We start from the raw sequence: 18,128 nt of genomic DNA on the forward strand, positions 1-18,128 counted from the left end.
TACCGGATTTGTTCGCCCTTAGCGTGCAGATACGTCACTTTCGTGTAGTCACCCCAAGAACGCTGGCCGCACCGCCCAGAGAGAAACCGATTGCCCCCAGCTTGCTCGCGGGGTGCTGCTGCCTGAGCCACGCGAGTGCGGCATGGGCATCACGGGCTTCAAGATAGCCGAAACTTTTGCTTTGTGGACTGGATTGGCCATGTCCGCGCATATCGATGGACAGCACGGAATAGCCTTCGCCTGCCAACCACGTTGCCATATCGAGCATATCTCGCCGATTGCCGCCGTTGCCGTGCAACAAGAGAATGGCCGGGGCGGTGGAATCGTCAGCCTTCCAGTAACTCGCAGCGATCTCGACCTGATCCGATGTCGTCAACCGGATTTCGGTGGCGGGCGCGGGGGCAGGTTCAACCGACGCGTTGGTCGCGCCAGTCATTGCCGAACCAACAACCCAGATGCCGGTAAGTCCGGCAATCAAAGCCAGCATCCCCATACAGCCCAATCGTGTTCGCCACGTTAGGAATGATCGCCTTCTTGCCTTTGAGGACATTTCAACCTTCGCCAAGGCTGGAATTTTCGAGGGTCTATCACAATATAATTCAAAGCTATGTTAATGTGACCGCTTTTGGCTTGTGTCCGGAAAATCCGGTTCCGGGATGCCAATTGCAATAGCTGCGGTTAGGGTTTGGCAGGCTGCTGCCGCCAACAGAGCCGTCGTTCCCGGTCTCAGAACCAACCGTTGAAACCGGACATAGATTCACGCGGCGGATCATGGGTGAAACAGGGCCGGTTTCGGACCGTCCGGTCTGGGCTCTAAAACTAAAGAAAGCCGCCATTCCTCGATAGGGCAAGATGACGATCTTAGTCCCGTGGGCAGTCCCGCCTAAATGAGGCACCCGCCATCCGCGGCTGCTGACGCCATTGCTCGCAGAAAATCGTACCACGCGTCCATCCCTTCACCGGTGCGGGCGGAAACCAGCAAGACGCGCGCATTGGGGTTTACTGAGGAGATGTTTGAGCGGCATGCGGCCTCGTCGAATCCAACATGCGGGGCGAGGTCGATCTTGTTGATCAGCACCACCTCTGCTGCGCGGAACATGTGCGGATATTTGAGTGGCTTGTCCTCGCCCTCCGGGGTGGAGATAACGGCGACCTTCATCCGCTCACCCAGATCGAACATCGCCGGACAAACAAGATTGCCGACATTCTCGATCAGCAGCAACGAGCCGGATTTCGGTGCGAGTTCTTCAACAGCGCGGGCAACCATATCGGCTTCGAGGTGACAGCCGGCCCCTGTGTTGATCTGGATTGCACGGGCCCCCGCTTCGCGAATGCGCGTGGCATCATTGGCCGTCTGTTGATCACCTTCGATAACGGCAATCGGCAGACTTCCTTCCAGCGCCCGGATCGTGGTTTCGAGCAAGGTCGTCTTGCCAGCCCCAGGCGAACTGACGAGATTGAGCGCGACAACACCGCGCCCTTCGAACCAGCCCCGGTTGCGAGCCGCCTGGCGATCATTCCGGTCAAGCACGGCGGTTTCCAGCGATACACGCGCCGCTTGTTCACCGTGGTGGTGATGGTCATGCCCGTGATCATGATGATGGTGATGATGGTGCCCGTGTGAATGATCATGATCGTGTGAATGATTGTGATCGTGGGTGTGGTCATGATCGTGGGAATGGTCATCGCCGCCGCGAAGCAGCACTCGCTTTCCGGTTTCCGGGTCGATCATCGCGATCTCGTTGTCAGGATCGGTGCATCCGCAGGTGCCGCACATCAGGCCATTTCCTCCATATCGAAATCCTTGATGATGAACTGGTCGGTCTCGCCTTCCAGAAATTCGAGTGCAGCCTTCTCGAGCAGCGTACCTTCGCTCGCCACCTCGAATGAAAATCGGATCGCCTCGCGCTCTACGCAGGCATAGGGGCCGACTGCCAGGCGAACACGCGACACCCGCCGACCCTGCGCGTGATCACCAACAATGGCGACAATATTCCGGGCAAGAGACAGCTCGTGCATCAGGCCGCCCCCAACACGCCAGGCAGGTTGGCGTAGATCGTGTGCAATCCCAGGCCAAGTGCCAGCACAGCCAACGACAGATTCAGCGCTCGATGAAGTCGCAAGGCAACACGCTCTGCATAGCCAAGCGGCCAGGAGGCGACAAAGCTGAGCGCAGCCATTCCTGCAATTGAGCCAACTCCGAACAGCAGGACATAGATAACCGCCAGCAGAGGATCACCAACCGAAGCGACTGCCAGGGTAAGCAGGGCAGCCGATCCTGCCGCGCCATGCACCAGCCCGACAGCCAGCGCTTTCAAGGGAAATTTGTGGGGGTGAGAGTGTTCGTGGCGGCTCGCATCATGGGGCGCCCGTTCGCCAAGATGGCTGTGAGCATGAAAATGACGTTCGCCATCGGAATGATCGTGCAGATGGAAATGCACCCGTGCCTTGCGCATCCGCCAAAGTACATCGCCCCCCAGCAGAATCAGCATGAAGCCAACGGCGCTCTCCAGAAGGGCTGCCGTACGGCCTGTCAATGCCATGCCCAGCAGGATCACTGCAGAACAGATCGCGAGCAGGGTGAGCGTATGCCCTAGCCCCCACGCAGCACCCCGCAGCACCATCGACCGGCGCGAATTCCGTCCCGTGGCCATGGCACCGACTGCGGCGAGGTGATCGGGTTCGAGCGCATGGCCCATTCCGGCAAGGAAACCCAGGGCGATCAACGAGAGTTGCATGGCAGGTCTTCTCCCTCAGCAGATACGCGGCAGTTGCTCGCCGACCAGCATGTCGACGATCCGGCTTCCGCCGAACAGGCTATGCATGACCACGCGCGGGCTGCGCATCTCTGCCGCGCGCCCGATAATGGCTGCATCGCGCCCTGCCTCGGTTGAGCGCATGGCTGCCAGCGCAGCTTCCGCCTGCTCCTCTGGAACGAACAGCACCAGCGCCCCTTCATTGGCGAGATAGAGTGGATCAAGCCCGAGCAGTTCGCACACGCCCTTGACCTCGGCCCTCATTGGCAATCTGGCCTCGTCGATCTCGATCCCGATGGCCGAGGCTTGCGATATTTCGTTGAGTGCGCTGGCCAGGCCTCCTCTGGTGGCATCCCGCGCACAGCGCACACCCGGTGCGGCTTCGATCACCGCTTCCATCAGGTGATTGAGCGGGCGGCAATCCGAACGAATATCCGCCTCGAAAACCATGTCTCCGCGCGCGGCCAGAATGGCGGCGCCATGATCACCCAGTACGCCGTTGACCAGCGCGACATCGCCCGCGCGAACTTTCTCCGCGGCAAGTTCGCGTCCCGCAGGGATGACTCCCACTCCGGAAGTGGTGACGAACAGCGTATCGGCGGCACCGCGCTCAACCACCTTGGTATCGCCGGTCACGATCCGCACACCGGCCTGGTCGGCCGCCCTACGCATGGCCGCTGCCACGCGGCGTAGCAAGGCGACTTCGGTGCCTTCCTCAATGATAAAGGCCGCCGACAGCCACAGCGGTTGCGCGCCGCCGACGGTAAGGTCGTTAACTGTGCCGCAAACCGCAATCTTGCCGATATCGCCACCGGGGAACTCGAGCGGCTGCACTACGAAACTGTCCGTGGTGAAGGCCAGCCGGGCACCCTCCACGGCCAACATTTCGTGGCTCAACCGCGCCTGGTCTTCCAACCCGTCGGGTTCGAAAACCGAGGTAAACACATCCTCGATCAGATCCCGCATGGCCTTGCCGCCACCGCCATGCGCCAGCGTGACCCGCTCCGCTCGCAGCCGTCCGTTGCCAGTGGGAGTTACAGCGTTCATTGCGCTGGCTCCGGCACCGCATCGATCCCGCCATACTGATAATAGGCGGCACATGCTCCTTCAGACGAAACCATCAGGGCACCCATCGGTGTTTCCGGTGTGCACGACCGACCGAACAGCTTGCACTGCCATGGCTTGATCGCGCCTTTCAGCACTTCGCCGCACTGGCAAGCCTTGGGATCCGGAATGCTAGGCGATGCAACGGCAAATTTTCGCTCAGCATCCCAGGCCGCATAGGCCTCGCGAATCTGGACGCCAGAATGGTCGATCGAGCCCAGCCCGCGCCATTCGAAGAATTCCCGCAGTTCGAATACTTCCGTAACCGCAGCCAGCGAAGCTTCATTGCCATAGCGTGGCACAATCCGGGCATACTGGTTTTCGATCTCCGCCCGGCCTTCGGCCATTTGCCGAAGCACCATCCAAACCGAATGCAATACGTCGAGCGGTTCGAAGCCGGCGACCACCAGCGGACGGTGATAGTCGCGTGCGATGAAGTCATAGGGATCAGTGCCGATGACCATCGAGACATGGCCCGGCCCGAGAAAGCCATCGATCCCCATATCGGGTGAATCGAGGATCGCCTTGATCGTGGGGATGATGGTGATGTGGTTGCAGAACAGCGAGAAATTGCCGATCCCTTCTGCCTGGGCCTGCAGGATTGTCAGGGCTGTGGAGGGCATCGTCGTCTCGAAGCCGAGGCCGAAGAAAACCACTTCGCGGTCCGGGTTCGCACGGGCCAGCGCGAGGGCATCGAGTGGTGAATAGACCATCCGCACATCGGCCCCTTCGGCCTTTGCGCCTAGCAGGCTGAGCCGCGATCCCGGCACGCGCATGGCATCGCCAAACGTAGTGAAGATCACCTCCGGCTTCATAGCCAGTTCCACGCAATCATCGACCCGGCCCATCGGCAACACGCAAACCGGACAGCCCGGCCCATGGGCAAACTCGATTTCCGGCGGAAGCATCTTCTCGATGCCGTATCGGAAGATCGAATGCGTGTGGCCGCCGCACACTTCCATGATGACGACTGGGCGATCGCGCCCGGCCATGATCTGTGCAGTCAGGGCCTCGATTTCCTTGAGCAGGACACCGGCGCGAACCGGATCGCGGAATTCGTCGACATACTTCATGCGCCTGCCTCCAGCGGTGCGGCCCGGTCATTGGCTAGCAGCGTGTGGGTCAGGTCCCAGAGGATGTGATAGGCCGCGAGGTGGCATTCCTGCACCCGGTGGATCGAGCCTGTTGGGACCACCAGCAGATGATCCAGTCCGGCGCGGGCCATCTCGCCCCCGTCACCACCCGCCAGGCCGATCGTGGCAATGCCCATCTCCCGTGCCTTGGCAAAAGCCCGGATGAGGTTTGCGGAATTGCCGCTGGTCGAAAAGCCGATCAGGCAATCACCGTGCCGCCCGTGGGCAATCAGCGGACGCACGAACACATGGTCCTGTCCGACATCATTACCGACTGCCGTCAGCATCGCGACATCGGCCGCGAGGTTGATCGCACCCAGCGCCGGCCTTCCGGCGGTCACTGGATGGAGAAACTCCACCGCGACATGCGCGGCATCACAGCTCGATCCGCCATTGCCCATGGCCAGCAGGCGCCCGCCCTGGCGATAGCTTGCGGCCAGCGTGGTCGCGGCGGCGACCAGCTCGTCTGCCTGTTCTGCAAAAAACTTGCCGAACACCTCAGTGTGGTCCCGAGCCTTGCTCTCAACCGAATGGCGCAGGCTTTGCGCCGAGGCACGGAGCTGTTCGCCACGTCTGCGCATATGCGGATAAAGCGCATTCAAGGCAGGGCCAGTGGTCACCACTGCGCGTCTCCCAACGCGCGATCGCCGTCGCGCATGGCTGCAAGTTCCTGCTGCGCCTCTCCCAGCTCGGTCAGGATGCGCAGTGTTTCGGCCGCCTGATCCTCGTCAATCTTGCTCATGGCAAATCCGACATGGATCAGCACCCATGTGCCGATCAGGTCTTCGACACTGCCTTCGCCAATAACGCAGGCGAGGTTGACCGGGCGCCGCACGCCCGAGACATTGGCCACGCCCAGCTTGCGCCCGGCATCGGTGATCTCCACGATCTGTCCCGGAATACCTAAGCACATACTTCTCTCCCATTTTCGGTTTCCGCGGTCGCTTCGTGCAAATGGGCCATGGCCACAGCGGCCTGCCCCAAAGCCAGACCGCCATCATTGGCGGGCACTCTCGAGTGGCTGAGGACGTTGAGCCCCAGTTGTTCCAATCCTTCATGGACCAGGCGGAACAGCGTGGCGTTCTGGAAACAGCCGCCAGACAGGGCCACAGTATCAGGGCCATCGTCTGCGGTCAGGCGCTGCGCCATGGCCACAACAGACCGTGCGAGGCCGCGATGGAACCGCGCGGACATCACCCCAACAGGCGTATTCAGCAGCAGGTCACCCAGCATCGCCCGCCACACGGCGAGCGGTTCAACATAGGGAAGCCCACGCCCGCCCAGCAACGGAATGGAAAAAGGATAGGCCAGATCGTCCGGCTCATTCAGCGCCGCCGGATCGATTGCTGCTTCCAGCAACATGGCTGCCTGCCCTTCATATTCCTGCCGATCCCAGGCGAGACCGCAGATCGCCGCAGCGGCATCGAACAACCGCCCGCATGAGGAAGAAAGTGGGCTATTGGTGCCGCTGGCGATCATCGCATCGATCGTGGATCGCGGCATGGCGGAAAGGCGGGCAAACAATGGCAGGTCAGCGAAATTCATCGCGAATTCGGCCCAGCCCATCTGCGCCATCAAATGGGCATAGGCATTGCGCCAGGGTTCGCGGATCGCCGCAGTCCCACCCGGTAGTGCGACCGGCTTGAGCATCCCGGCACGACGGTATCCGCGATAATCGCAGATCAGGAACTCACCGCCCCAGATCGTGCCGTCATCACCCAGACCCAGACCGTCAAGCGCGATTCCCAGTACAGGGGCGGCATCGAGCGAGCGGCCGTTTTCTGCCAGACAGGCGGCGATATGGGCGTGGTGATGCTGTACCGCGATCACCGGTCGTCCATCCGCGATTTCGCGCCCATGCTTGGTCGAAAGATATTCAGGATGCGCGTCCACCGCGATTGCCGCTGGCTGATGGTCGTAGAGCTGGGTATAAAGATCGAGGTTGCGGCGCACATCATCTTCGGTGGCCGCATCTTCCAGATCGCCCATGTGCTGGCTCAGCACAGCTTCGCCATCGCGCACCAGACAGAAGCTGTTCTTGAGCTCCGCGCCCATGGCCAGTATTGAAATGTCACGCGGAAAGCCGGTGGGCAGGTCGATAGCTCTGGGGGCATAGCCGCGTGCGCGGCGCAGCAGCCGGACCCGGCCCAGATCGACCCGCGCAACGCTGTCGTCGATCCGGTTGGCAATGTGCCGGTCGTGCATCAGCGCGAATTCGGCAATGCCTTCCAGTTCGGCGCGGGCCTGCTCGTTAGTCGTGCATTGCGGGCGGCCTGAGAGATTGCCTGAAGTCATCACCACCGGGCGCTTCATCCGCCGCAACAGCAGGTGATGTAGCGGGGTGTGCGGCAGCATGAAGCCGATACGGTCCAGCCCCGGCGCAACCGCTTCGGGCAGCGGTTCCCCCGATGCGCGCAGCAACACGATCGGCGCTTCAGGCGATGCCAGCAGTTCGGCTTCCTGTTCCGAGAATTCGGCATAACGGCAGATAACGTCCAGATCGCGCGCCATCAGGGCAAAGGCCTTGCCCCTGCGCCGTTTGCGCATACGCAGATCGGCCACCACCTCCGCGCGGGTGGCATCACAGGCGAGATGAAAGCCGCCAAGCCCCTTGATGGCGACGATATGCCCGTTCATCAGCATGCCGCCTGCGGCATCCACGTCGTCCATCATCGAAAAGGCTTCGTGATTAACAGTACCGGGGCCAAGGCGCTCGATCCATGCGCGTGGTCCGCAAACATGGCACGCGATAGGTTGGGCATGGAAGCGCCGGTCTGTCGGATCGGAATATTGCTCTCCGCATTCCGGGCACATCGCGAAACCCCTCATGGTCGTGCGGGCACGATCATAGGGGCCGGTCTCGATAATCGAGAAACGCGGCCCGCATTCGGTACAATTGGTAAAGGGGTAGCGATAGCGACGCTCGAAAGGGTCGCGCACTTCTTCAAGGCAGGCGGAGCAGATTGCCGCATCGGGCGTTACAGCCCCGCGCATGCCATCACCTTCCGATGCACCGATAACGAAGCTCTCGGGCCGCACAGCATCAATTGCCACGCGTTCTATCGCATCAATCCGCGCCAATGCAGGCAGAGCCGCGCGCAGTTCGCTTTCAAAGCGCGACACCGCTTCGCCCCAAAGGCGAATTTCAACCCCGCTGCTGGTGTTGCGCACATCACCGGTTAGCTCAAGCTCGCGTGCAACCCGCCATACAGTGGGCCGGAAGCCTACGCCCTGCACCTGGCCGCGTACCAGAAGGCGTTCGCCGGTCACCGCGCCAGATTCCACAAAAGGACGCGATTGTTGCCGCTATCGGCAACCGCCACCAGATCACCCAGCGCTGACAGGCCATAGGGCCAGCACAGGCTGTCTCGTTCGGGCATGCCCCAGCGATTGTCGCCTTTGCTGGCGAAGTCCGGCTGACCACAAAGCCGGTTCGCCGCAATGCCGGTGGCGCTGTCTGCCCAGCCGAGCAGACGCGAGTTCGCGGTATCGGCCACAATCAGCTGGCCACCGGCTTCAACCGTCGCATAGGGCATGTTCACACTGGCCGCGCTGGGATAGTAGGAGGACATATTGTGATCGCAATGCGCGGCGTCCCGCTGTCCCAGGATTGCGTCGCAAGGCGCGCCATTGTGCTCTGGAAATCCGCGCCACAGCATTACACGATTGTTGCCGCTATCTGCCAGCGCGAGATGGCCATTCCACCAGCAGGCTCCATGCGGCCACCGCATCGACATCGCCGTGACTTCGCCGCCCGCGTTCTCGTCGCGCGTAGAGAAGTCGTGCTGGCCCAGCACCAGATCGGCTGGCTGGCCGGTTTCTGAAGGATCGCTCCAAACCAGCAGGCGGCGGTTGCCGCTGTCGCATACGACCAGTCTGCCGGCCACTTCGGCCACGCCATAGGGCCAGTGCAGGCTGGCCGAGGTTGGACGGTCAGCGCCGCGATTGGCCAGAACGGATTCACTATCCTCCTGACCCAGCACCAGATCGGCTGGCTGGCCATTGCCTGTTGGCACTTCGCGCCAGATCAGCACGCGGTGGTTCCAGGCATCAGCCACGGCTAATCCGCCGCGCCATGAGCACAGGCCAGTTGGCACATTGAGCGTAGCAGGACCGGGAGGCCCCTTGGCGTTGCGGCCTTCGCGTGAGAAACTCGGCTGGCCGATCAGAATGTCGGCAGGCTCATTGTCCGATTGTGGAATTTTTCGCCATCCCAGCAGCCGATGATGCCCGGTATCCGCGACCCACAATGTTCCATCAGGATGCAGGCAGACACCGCGCGGCCCGAACAGGCTTGCAGCGGCGGGAGACAGCGGCGTTGCAATGTCGCCGGGCGACCACCCGAGCACAACGCGCGGCCCGCCTTCTTCCAGCAGCGGTGCCCCCGCGATTTGCGTCCCTTCGGCTTTGACCGGACGGAAGGAGGGCGCGAGCGATACTTTCATCGCGTCAGCCTCAGTTCGATGGCGTCCCCTCGGACGCGTACGGCATGAGGTTGCAATTGCACTTCCGGTGCCGTCAGGCATTCACCGCTTTCGAGCGCATAACGGAAACCATGGTGCGGACAGGTGATGAAGCCATCGGTAATTTCCGCCTGGTCCATCGGCATGCCAAGATGCGCACAGGCGTTCTCGAAACAGGTAACCTTGTCCCCGAAGCGCGAAAGAAGCAGCGAACGCCCTTCCAGCTCCAGGACAGAAGTCGTCCCGTCGGGCAATTCAGTCAGTTGCAGCGCGTGGAGCCAGCCTTCATGCTCATGCGCGGCGAAGGGAGAGGTGAAATGCACCGTGTCACCGCCGCCGCCACCCAGCCCCTTGGCCTGTTTGACTTCGCGGATTTCGGGCACTTGCTCAGTGATCGCTTTCTTTACCCCGGCATAGAAAGTCAGCGCCGAAGCGGGACATCCATCACAGGCCCCCAGAAAACGGACCACTGCCTTGTCGCCAGATACTTCGACCAGTTCGGCATCGCCGCCATGGCCGGCCAGCGTCGGGCGCACCGTGGCAAGCGCGGCATCGACCCGCTCGAACAGGCTGGCCTTGAGGATGCCATGGCGGCGGAGCACGCAATAGACCACCTCGTCCGCCGCCGCCTGACGCAAAGCCTCGGCTGCGCCGGGCAGCTCACGCAGCGACCGGATCAGGCGACGGAAGGCTTCGGCATTGAGCGCGTCAAGCGCCGCTGCCCGTGCCTGCGCACCATTGCGTGCACCTTCTTCCCAGTTCTCTGCCAGCGCTTCCAGCGCGGTCAGATCCCCCAGCAGGCGGGAAAGCGTTGGCTCGGGCCGCTGGGGATCCGCCTCTGACATCGGATCAGGCGTACTTGATGTTCCGGTAGAGGTAAGGCTGAAGCAAGCCGCCCACCAGGCCCCCGGCAATCGCCGCTCCCCATAGTGGTGCAACCATGCCAACCAATACAGTTGCAACGGTAGCTGCGGCAGCCCCGGTCACAAGTAGACGGATGGCGAGGGCCGTATCCTGGAACAGCTTGCCCTGAAAAAACAACTTGGTTGAACTGAAAACCATATCAAACATGGTAGTCTCCCTCAGGCCGATTGCATGAAAAACAGCACGGCGAGTCCCATGACTACACCGGGAACTCCGGCGAGCAGGCCGTATAGCCCGCCCAGTTGGGCTGCCAGTTGCTTGCCCAGCGCAGCCCCGCCAATCTTCAGGCCCGAGAGCGCGCCGCCGACAAGAGCCCCTGCTATTCCGGCCACTAGGGCCAGCAGTAAAATTACGAGCAAATTCACCTCCATTGTTCTCTAAAATCCGCCGTTGGCGCGCGAGGGTTCGCCGCGCACTGCCATTTCAAGTTCGATGATCGTTTGCGCCGCGCTCTCGGCCCGGTCCTGCGCTCCGGAAGCGGCAAATATTTCGCGCGCTTCGCGCAGCAGCTTGATCGCCTGCGCGATGTTGCGTGGATTGCCTGCTTCTCCGTCTTCCGGATCGTCAGGGAGGTTGCAAAGGCAATTGGCCTTGTTCGCTATGGTGTTGGCATATTCAAGCGGAGTGTTGTCCCGCTGGCGCACCTTCAACGCCTCGTCATAGGCCTCCAGCGCACGGAAACCGTTCTCGACCCGGTGGCTCGATGATGCATATTGCAGCGCATTGCCCAGATTGTTCTGCAGCATTGCATATTCCATCGGCTGATCGATCAGATTGACCGCCGAAAGTCCTTCTTCAAATGATTGCACCGCCAGCGCTTCGCTGATCTTGCCGCTTTCGCTCGTAATCGGAACGGAGAGGAAGGCGGTCGCCAGATTGTTGTTCAGAATGGCATATTCGCGTGGATGACGCAGCTTGTTGAACGTCCGCAGCGATCGCTGATAGGCGGATATTGCATCTGTAATTCGTGCCATGCCTGCGCCTGCAAGAGTCTGCAGGGCGAGGCCAAGGTTCATTTCCGCTTCAGCCACCTCTTCGCCGCTGCCTCCCTCCGCCAGGACCGGTGTTGCCTGTTTCAGCAAGTCACGAGCCTGTTCGATCGGTGCGGCAATTTCGGAAGGAATTGCCATGAGCGCCGTGGCCATTCGCGCACGAATCCGGGCAGTCAGCAGTGCATCCTGGTCTCCGCACTGATGGATTGCCTGTTCATAGAGTTCGATGGCTGCCAGCAGGTCGTCGGCTTCCTTCGGCCGCTGTTGCAGACCCATGGCAATTTCCATGAGCATTTCGGCTTTCTCGATAACCGAAGCGTCACTTTCCTCCACCACCTTCAAGGCGGCCGCCAGCTGATCCTCTGTGCGACTGAGCGCAACCATCCCGACTCTCCCCGGCCTCCCCTTGATCGGATTCGGGCCTGCAGCCCTTAAAACGAGCGCCGGGTAAATTGTCTACCAGTTTTTCGTTATGTAAACTTAGTTATCAGTTACGGGGAGGTCCGCAAGAAGCGCCGCATCTCCGCTTGACCACCTTACGGGGACGTCCTGCGCCTCGAAGTCGGCCAGGCCGTGCGCCTCGAACACATCGAAAGCGCCAACTACCCGATCACCCTGAGCATTGCGTTGTTTCAACAGCGCTCCTCCGGCCGCCGCGTGAAACACCGGCAAAATCCGCAAGGTCGCGCCATCGATCAGCACCGCAACTGCATCGATGCCCGAGAAATAGGTAGCGACCAGGCCTGCGGGAAACCGGATCGTCCCGCGCGCGACCGAGATGGTCTGCTCCATGACTTAAGCCTCGGGGGCGATGACGAGCCGCGCCGCGATCTTGGCCGCCACCTTCTCGACCGCTGCAACTACCGGCCCGGAAAGCTCGGTGGCATAGTCCAGCGTCTGCGCTTCGATCAGATAGACTTGCACATCAGAAGGGAAGTCATCGCCAAAGATCTTGCGTCCCACAAACAGGGCGTTGTCCCAACGGAACGCGTGAAGACCCACGCCATGGACCGGTTCTGCCGCCAGCACATCGCCGGGAACCTCGTAGATAGCCCCCGGCTTGCCTTCGGGCTCCCTTGCATCGATCACGATAAGCTGCTGCGCCCCGCGCGCACGGTACATCACTGCCATCCCATCAGTGCCGGCATCCAGCAGCGCTACATCAGACGGCAAATCTTCAGCAGCAAGCCGGGCGATGACGGCCGGACCAGCCCCGTCATCACCGCGATTGATATTGCCGCAGCCAATGATCGCAGTGGCAGGTGCGTCTAAATTCGCCACAGGCGGCACGACCACTCGGGTTCAACCGGCAGCATAAGTTCAGGCAGATCACAGAAACGGCGCTTGATAAGGTAATACATGCAGGTTTCGCAGGGCTGTTCCAGTTCATCAGCCGTGATGGTGTGATCTGTAAACCCGGCAATCACAAGTTTGGAAGCAAGGTCCTTGCCTTCCGATTGCAGGCGGGACACGATCGCGTTGACCTGCGCGGAGTCTTCGGCTCTGGGGAAGACTTCGGTTTCAAGGCCGCCAGCCAGAAGACCCGCGATCTCCCGCCGTAGGGTTTCGTCTGCATCAGTGGCCATGCGCAACTCCTTCAAATGCGCCAGAGGCGACACCACCATTCGGGCTCGGCGGGCAAGCTTAGCTCCGGCAGGTCACACCAGCGCCTGTGGACCAGATAATACATGCATTCCTGACAGCGCATCTCGTCTGCCCCGTACGGGCGAAGCAACCAGCCGGAAATGTCGAGCTTGGCCCTTAGATCATCCGGGTCGAGCGCCCTTAACTCGTCAAGAATGCCTGAAAACTCGCGGTCGGTTTCGGGAAATGGCTCAACCTGCGTTTCCAGCCCTTCGTTGAGATAATCCTCGATCATGCGCAGAAGTGTCGCATGATCGGCCTCTGAAGGCACCACGCCATACCGGGACAGGAGCCATTCGCGCTGGCGCTGCAATTCGGTGTTGTCGCCAGTCATTCCGGCGCATTCTCCCAACGGGTTGTTATTCTATTCGCAGCCTCGGGTGGGAGACACCTCACAGCGTCCTCCCACCCGGCGGCCCGATATCAAGCTGTGCGGAAGCGCGCCAGTTCCTCGCCCGTTTTCGCATCGTGTGCGTGGACCGTACAAACCAGGCAGCTGTCGTAGGAACGGCAGACATGTCCGACTTCAACCGGATCGGCAGTATTTGTAATCGGGGTGCCGATGAGTGCCTCCTCGATCGGTCCCAACTCGCCATTGCTCGCACGCGGGCCGACATTCCATGTGGTCGGAGCGATGATCTGGTAATTGTGGATCTTGCCATCGCGCACGTCGATCCAGTGGCACAAGGCGCCACGCGCAGCCTCGGTCGCGCCCCATCCCTGGCCATCGCGCTCAGTAGGCTTGATGTACCATTCATCGTTGAGACGGAACTCGCGCAGGATGCGTTCGGCTTCGCGGTATAGCTTGCACAGCTCATGCAGGCGGGCGAAGTGGCGCAGGTAGGTCGAAGCGCCGCCAAGCTTGCGATACATGTCGAGCACCAGTCCATCACTGTGTTGCCAGGCCTCGCCATGATCGCCACCAGCGATCAGCTGCCGCGCGAGCGGGCCGGCCTCAAGACGACCATGTTCGGCGTGGCGAACGGCAGTCGACCAGCTGTATTTGCCATCAGTATCGATGTCGTTTTTCGCGATTGGCATCGTCGTCCGGTCGAATGGGTGGATATCGTCCCCTTCGTTGTACCACGCGCGCTGCATGTCCTCGCGGACATTGCCCTGATCCATCAGCTTGAACGCGCCGCTGGCACCGTCGAACGTCCCCGATTTCATGATCACGGCGCTGTTGCGGCCTTCAATCGTGGGGTTGTTGTAACGGTCTTCATGCGGGAGATAGCCCCACGAGATGAACTTGCCGTGGCCAGTGCCATATTTCTCCAGTCCGATGTCGAGCGACATGCGGATAAACATGCCGAGATCGGAATTCGCGTGTTCCGGCCGCTCATCAAGCCACGCCATCAGTTGATCGTACGTGGTGATTTCCTCATAGCGCTCCATCGAGCAACCAAGGAACAACGGTTCGATCCAGTTGCGGCGGAAGTGCTCCAGGATCGACCAGGCGCGGGTCACGTCGGTCAGGGTCGGGGCGCACATCACGCCGCCAGGAACCATGAAGGAAGAATGCGGCCACTGCCCGCCAAGCAGGGCATAGATTTCTACCGGGCGGCCCGAAATGGTCACACCCGCTTCATAGGAGGTCCCTGTGAAGGGCGCATAGCGCTTCACCGCTTCTTCGTAGAACTTGGACTTCGCATAGTTCTGGTTGGTGTAGTCGATCATGAACAGACCATAGTGATGTCGCGGGATTGACTGGAGTGTTTCGACGATTTGCCCGAGATTGCGGGCAAGGATCGCGTTACGCGGAACGGTGGTACCCCAGGCGGAATCGAGTGCCCAGGCAGCACAGGACAGGTGCGAGGCACCGCAGATGCCGCAAGCACGAGGCGTAACGACAAGCCCGGCCTGTGGATCCTTGTTCTTGAGGATGACTTCGAAGCCGCGGAACATTTCCGCTTGCGTCCATGCATTGGTGACGATCCCGTTCTCGATGTCGACGCGGACATCAAGGTCGCCCTCCACCCGGCCAACGGGCGAAATGTCGAGGGTTTGTGTAGCTGCCATTGTAATTCTCCCGAAATTCTGTGTGCGGCGCGCTTCGCTGCGCGCCATGAACCCTCATGAATCAGACGACGAAGATATCCTCTTCGGCCCACGCCGGAGCCGCACCCTTGGCGGCAGCTGTGAGCTTGACGTAGCCGGTACGATCAACCCCTAGCGGCAGATCCTTCGGCACGCCCATCACAGTCTGGGTCTTGAAGACAGTTCCTGGGGCGAGATCGAAGAAGGGGAATTCCGGTTCCGTACAGCCAAGGCAGGGCATGCCAGCACGGGTCTTGGACGAAACGCGGTTCCACAGAATGCGGTTGCAGGGGCTGTGAGTCATCGGGCCGCGGCACCCCAGATCGTAATAGAGGCAGCCCTTGCGCTGACCGAAGGCCGTGGTCGAGACCTTGTAGGCGAAGTGCATGTTGCGGGTGCAGCCCGTCTGCGTGAAGCTGGAGAAGAAGGTCTTTGGCCGATGGAATTCGTCCAGCGTCAGGTCGCCCGCGCGGCCCGTGGCAACGGCGACAAGGATCTGCGTTACCCAGTCAGGGTGAGCGGGGCAGCCGGGAATATTGATGACCGGAAGGCCAGCCTGAGACGTGAAGCCTTCGCCCAGCGCTCCACCCTTGGCCCGCTTGAGGAACTGCAAGCCTTCGCTTTCAGACGGGTTCGGCGCCGTTGCCGGGATGCCGCCCCAGGTGGCGCAATCGCCGATTGCCACAACAAATTGCGCCTTGGCAGAAAGATCTGCCACCCAGTCTTTCATCGGGCGGCCACAGAAGCGATTCCATTCGCCGGTACCGTTGGGCGCATTGATGACGCTGCCTTCGAACACGAAAATGTCGAGCGGGATTTCGCCGGAAAGGCACTTTTCCATCATGACTTTGACATTCTCACCCAGCTCGAGGCCAAGCGAGGGATGCCAAAGGACATTGATGCCAAAATCCGTCACCAGATCGCATGCGCTGGGCTCCTCGGCATTAAGGAAGGACATGGTGTTGCCAGAGCACGCACCGCCTTGAAGCCACAACAGATTCGCCATTTCTCAGTCTCCCAACTTCCCGGCGGAGTGCCCGACCGGCCAAATGCCCCTGCGGGCTATGGGAGGACATTAAGCATGATTCGTGCCAGAAAAATAATAAAGCATTTTCAGTATTTTATGATGAAGCTCATATTTTCGGCGAAGAAAATGCAAAGAAACTTTGCACGCACTCCTTGAAACATTCTTTGCAGTCGGAGCCGCAGGAGGTGCGTATGCCAACCGTTCAGGCTAGCCGTGCCGGTTGCCGCAGACCGGGCATTCAACTTCGCCGAACGCCGAATACCAGATGCCTTTGCAGCGCCCGCACCAATGGCCATGCGCACCAGAAAGTCCTGCACCCGCTGTTCGCGTCAGTTTTGTCGAGCCGAGGTCTTGTGGCGCCTCTTGCCCCGGATAGGGCATGCGGGAAAAACGCAAGCGAACAACATTGTCCCGGTCTGCCATTTCACTGCCACTCCCGTTCCTGCTCCTGCTCCTGCATGAGACCAACGTCAGCCATCATGCAGACCGTAGCGCTTGATCTTGTTGGCCAGGCCCACGCGGGATAGCCCCAGCGCGTCGGCAGTCTTGCTCTGGTTCCAGCGAAAACGGGTGAGTGCACCTACCACGACCCGTTGCTCCAGACGCTCGACCATCTCCTTGAGTGTGCCGCCTTCCATTTCCGCCTGCTGGCCGACATCCGGGGCAACAACGAGATTATCAAACACGGCCGAAAGGTTACGCTCTGTAATGTAACCACCATTTTCAGCCAGCGCCACCGCGCGCCTGATCTCGCTTTCCAGTTCCCGGACATTGCCTGGATATTGATGAGCCTGCAGCCTGTCGAGCGCACTCTGCGTAATGCCAATTACCCTGCGGCCGACTACTCCGGCATATTTCTCGATGAAGAAATCTGTAAGAACAGGAATATCCTCCCGCCTGTCTCGCAGCGCCGGGATGCTCAGCGAAAAGCCTTTGAGACGATAATACAGGTCACGCCGAAATTCGCCTTTTTCGACCATTTCCAGAAGCGGCCGGTTCGACGCCGCAATGATCCGGACATTGGCATGCAACAACTTGTCCGACCCTAGCGGTTTAACCTCGCCATTCTGAAGGAAGCGCAGCAGGCTGACCTGGAAACTCGGCGAAACATCTGAAATTTCGTCAAGGAACACCGTTCCGCCATCTGCGGCACGGAACAGCCCAAGCCGGTCTGCGGTGGCTCCGGTGTAAGCCCCCCGCACATGTCCGAACAATTCGGAATGGAGCGTGGAATCCAGCATACCGCCGCAATTCTGTACATGGATCGGAGAATCGACACGTGTAGAGTTGAAATGGATCGCTCGCGCCAGCAGTTCCTTGCCCGTCCCGGTGTCGCCCTCGATGAGGACTGGCAGATCGGTAACCGCCGCCTTGCGCGCTTCAACGATCAAATCAGCCATCTTGGCGCTGGCATAAACGAGCTTCTCGAATTGCGAGTAACCGCCCTTGACTGACATATCCACGCGTTCCTCGAAGATCTGGTCATCGACCGAAATCTTCAGTTCACGCGAAAGAAGGCGATGGCGTCGCGAAAGTTCGTTCATTTCCAGGCTGCGCTTTACCATGAGCGCAATCTGATGAGGTGTTAGCGGCTTGAACAGATAGAGATAGGCGGCAGAGCGACGGACTGCCTCGCTGTCAGCTTCGTCGCGATTCTGCGAAGAGACCGCAATTCGACAAACCCCCGGATGTGACACGCGCGCGCGTGTCAGTATGTTGTCCTGGGCATCGTCCACCGTGTCGAGATCGCAAAGCAAGAGGTGTACTTCGATGTCGTTGAGCCGCTCCTGCGCGGCCTTGCCGTCCTCAGCTATGACCAGCCGGTAATCTGCTCGCTCCTTCAGCCCAGCTCGCGCCGCGCTGATCAGCGCATCGTCGCGCGAAACAACAAGGATCGTCAATTCCCCGGCCAAATGCACCTCCCAACATGCAGCGGACCGCAACTGCTACTGCCAGTCGCGACCGATGTGCAAGGAAAGTTTGCATTTCGCCTGGTTAGCGTCCGCGCTCGTGGTGTAATTTCTGGTGTAGATTGAGATGATCGCATG

General features: G+C 60.5%; 22 protein-coding genes. All 22 read right to left on the reverse strand.

All coding sequences use genetic code 11. The features are described from left to right. Positions 1–34: 34 nt before the first annotated feature. Positions 35–493, reverse strand: coding sequence for an alpha/beta hydrolase (locus AX672_RS01630; protein ID WP_066647280.1), 459 nt, complete (start codon positions 491–493; stop codon positions 35–37). A gap of 390 nt (positions 494–883) precedes the next feature. Continuing rightward, positions 884–1,777, reverse strand: coding sequence for a hydrogenase nickel incorporation protein HypB (gene hypB / locus AX672_RS01635; protein WP_007015761.1), 894 nt, complete (start codon positions 1,775–1,777; stop codon positions 884–886). Beyond that, entirely contained in the window at positions 1,777–2,019 is a 243-nt protein-coding gene (locus tag AX672_RS01640) for a hydrogenase maturation nickel metallochaperone HypA/HybF (RefSeq protein WP_011536540.1), read from the reverse strand. The genes hypB and AX672_RS01640 overlap by 1 nt, the downstream gene beginning before the upstream one ends. Further along, positions 2,019–2,738: a HoxN/HupN/NixA family nickel/cobalt transporter gene (locus AX672_RS01645; protein WP_007015759.1), complete on the reverse strand. Its 720-nt coding sequence runs from the start codon at positions 2,736–2,738 to the stop codon at positions 2,019–2,021. Before AX672_RS01645 ends, AX672_RS01640 begins: the two co-directional genes overlap by 1 nt. Before the next feature lie 15 nt (positions 2,739–2,753). Then, positions 2,754–3,803 carry a hydrogenase expression/formation protein HypE gene (gene hypE / locus AX672_RS01650; protein ID WP_007015758.1) on the reverse strand — a complete coding sequence of 350 codons (1,050 nt, stop codon included), beginning with the start codon at positions 3,801–3,803 and terminating at the stop codon, positions 2,754–2,756. Further along, positions 3,800–4,933 carry a hydrogenase formation protein HypD gene (gene hypD, locus AX672_RS01655; RefSeq protein ID WP_007015757.1) on the reverse strand — a complete coding sequence of 378 codons (1,134 nt, stop codon included), beginning with the start codon at positions 4,931–4,933 and terminating at the stop codon, positions 3,800–3,802. Before hypD ends, hypE begins: the two co-directional genes overlap by 4 nt. After that, a complete protein-coding gene (locus AX672_RS01660) occupies positions 4,930–5,613 on the reverse strand; it encodes a D-sedoheptulose-7-phosphate isomerase (RefSeq protein ID WP_039330976.1) in 684 nt (227 codons plus the stop codon). Before AX672_RS01660 ends, hypD begins: the two co-directional genes overlap by 4 nt. Further along, positions 5,610–5,879, reverse strand: a complete 270-nt coding sequence (locus AX672_RS01665; protein ID WP_007015755.1) for a HypC/HybG/HupF family hydrogenase formation chaperone — start codon at positions 5,877–5,879, stop codon at positions 5,610–5,612. The genes AX672_RS01660 and AX672_RS01665 overlap by 4 nt, the downstream gene beginning before the upstream one ends. A gap of 17 nt (positions 5,880–5,896) precedes the next feature. Then, positions 5,897–8,263, reverse strand: coding sequence for a carbamoyltransferase HypF (gene hypF / locus AX672_RS01670; protein WP_230960710.1), 2,367 nt, complete (start codon positions 8,261–8,263; stop codon positions 5,897–5,899). After that, positions 8,260–9,519: a hypothetical protein gene (locus AX672_RS01675; RefSeq protein ID WP_137776262.1), complete on the reverse strand. Its 1,260-nt coding sequence runs from the start codon at positions 9,517–9,519 to the stop codon at positions 8,260–8,262. The genes hypF and AX672_RS01675 overlap by 4 nt, the downstream gene beginning before the upstream one ends. Further along, positions 9,435–10,301, reverse strand: a complete 867-nt coding sequence (locus AX672_RS01680) for a NifU family protein (protein ID WP_007015752.1) — start codon at positions 10,299–10,301, stop codon at positions 9,435–9,437. Before AX672_RS01680 ends, AX672_RS01675 begins: the two co-directional genes overlap by 85 nt. 4 nt (positions 10,302–10,305) lie before the next feature. Beyond that, positions 10,306–10,527 (reverse strand): hypothetical protein, encoded by a 222-nt coding sequence (locus AX672_RS18805; protein WP_007015751.1) that lies wholly within the window; start codon positions 10,525–10,527, stop codon positions 10,306–10,308. Between the two features lie 11 nt (positions 10,528–10,538). Beyond that, a complete protein-coding gene (locus tag AX672_RS01690; RefSeq protein ID WP_011536531.1) occupies positions 10,539–10,751 on the reverse strand; it encodes a hypothetical protein in 213 nt (70 codons plus the stop codon). A gap of 6 nt (positions 10,752–10,757) precedes the next feature. Further along, complete coding sequence (locus tag AX672_RS01695; protein ID WP_007015749.1) at positions 10,758–11,756, reverse strand: hypothetical protein; 999 nt, start codon at positions 11,754–11,756, stop codon at positions 10,758–10,760. A gap of 96 nt (positions 11,757–11,852) precedes the next feature. Next, complete coding sequence (locus AX672_RS01700; protein ID WP_007015748.1) at positions 11,853–12,164, reverse strand: hypothetical protein; 312 nt, start codon at positions 12,162–12,164, stop codon at positions 11,853–11,855. 3 nt (positions 12,165–12,167) lie between these two features. Beyond that, the gene (locus tag AX672_RS01705) at positions 12,168–12,668 is read right to left on the reverse strand and encodes a hydrogenase maturation protease (protein WP_230960707.1); all 501 of its coding nucleotides are present in this window, start codon (positions 12,666–12,668) and stop codon (positions 12,168–12,170) included. Beyond that, entirely contained in the window at positions 12,641–12,958 is a 318-nt protein-coding gene (locus AX672_RS01710; RefSeq protein ID WP_039330882.1) for a hypothetical protein, read from the reverse strand. The genes AX672_RS01705 and AX672_RS01710 overlap by 28 nt, the downstream gene beginning before the upstream one ends. A gap of 11 nt (positions 12,959–12,969) precedes the next feature. Further along, positions 12,970–13,350, reverse strand: coding sequence for a hypothetical protein (locus tag AX672_RS01715; RefSeq protein ID WP_007015745.1), 381 nt, complete (start codon positions 13,348–13,350; stop codon positions 12,970–12,972). A gap of 89 nt (positions 13,351–13,439) precedes the next feature. After that, entirely contained in the window at positions 13,440–15,083 is a 1,644-nt protein-coding gene (locus tag AX672_RS01720; protein ID WP_007015744.1) for a nickel-dependent hydrogenase large subunit, read from the reverse strand. 13 nt (positions 15,084–15,096) lie between these two features. Further along, positions 15,097–16,059 (reverse strand): hydrogenase, encoded by a 963-nt coding sequence (locus AX672_RS01725; protein ID WP_011536524.1) that lies wholly within the window; start codon positions 16,057–16,059, stop codon positions 15,097–15,099. A gap of 107 nt (positions 16,060–16,166) precedes the next feature. Further along, positions 16,167–16,397, reverse strand: a complete 231-nt coding sequence (locus AX672_RS18435) for a hypothetical protein (protein WP_168727286.1) — start codon at positions 16,395–16,397, stop codon at positions 16,167–16,169. Between the two features lie 153 nt (positions 16,398–16,550). After that, positions 16,551–17,999, reverse strand: coding sequence for a sigma-54 dependent transcriptional regulator (locus AX672_RS01730; protein ID WP_039330884.1), 1,449 nt, complete (start codon positions 17,997–17,999; stop codon positions 16,551–16,553). Positions 18,000–18,128: the final 129 nt, after the last annotated feature.

Source organism: Sphingomonas sp. CCH10-B3 (assembly GCF_001556185.1).
Taxonomy (GTDB): Bacteria; Pseudomonadota; Alphaproteobacteria; order Sphingomonadales; family Sphingomonadaceae; genus Sphingomonas; species Sphingomonas aquatica.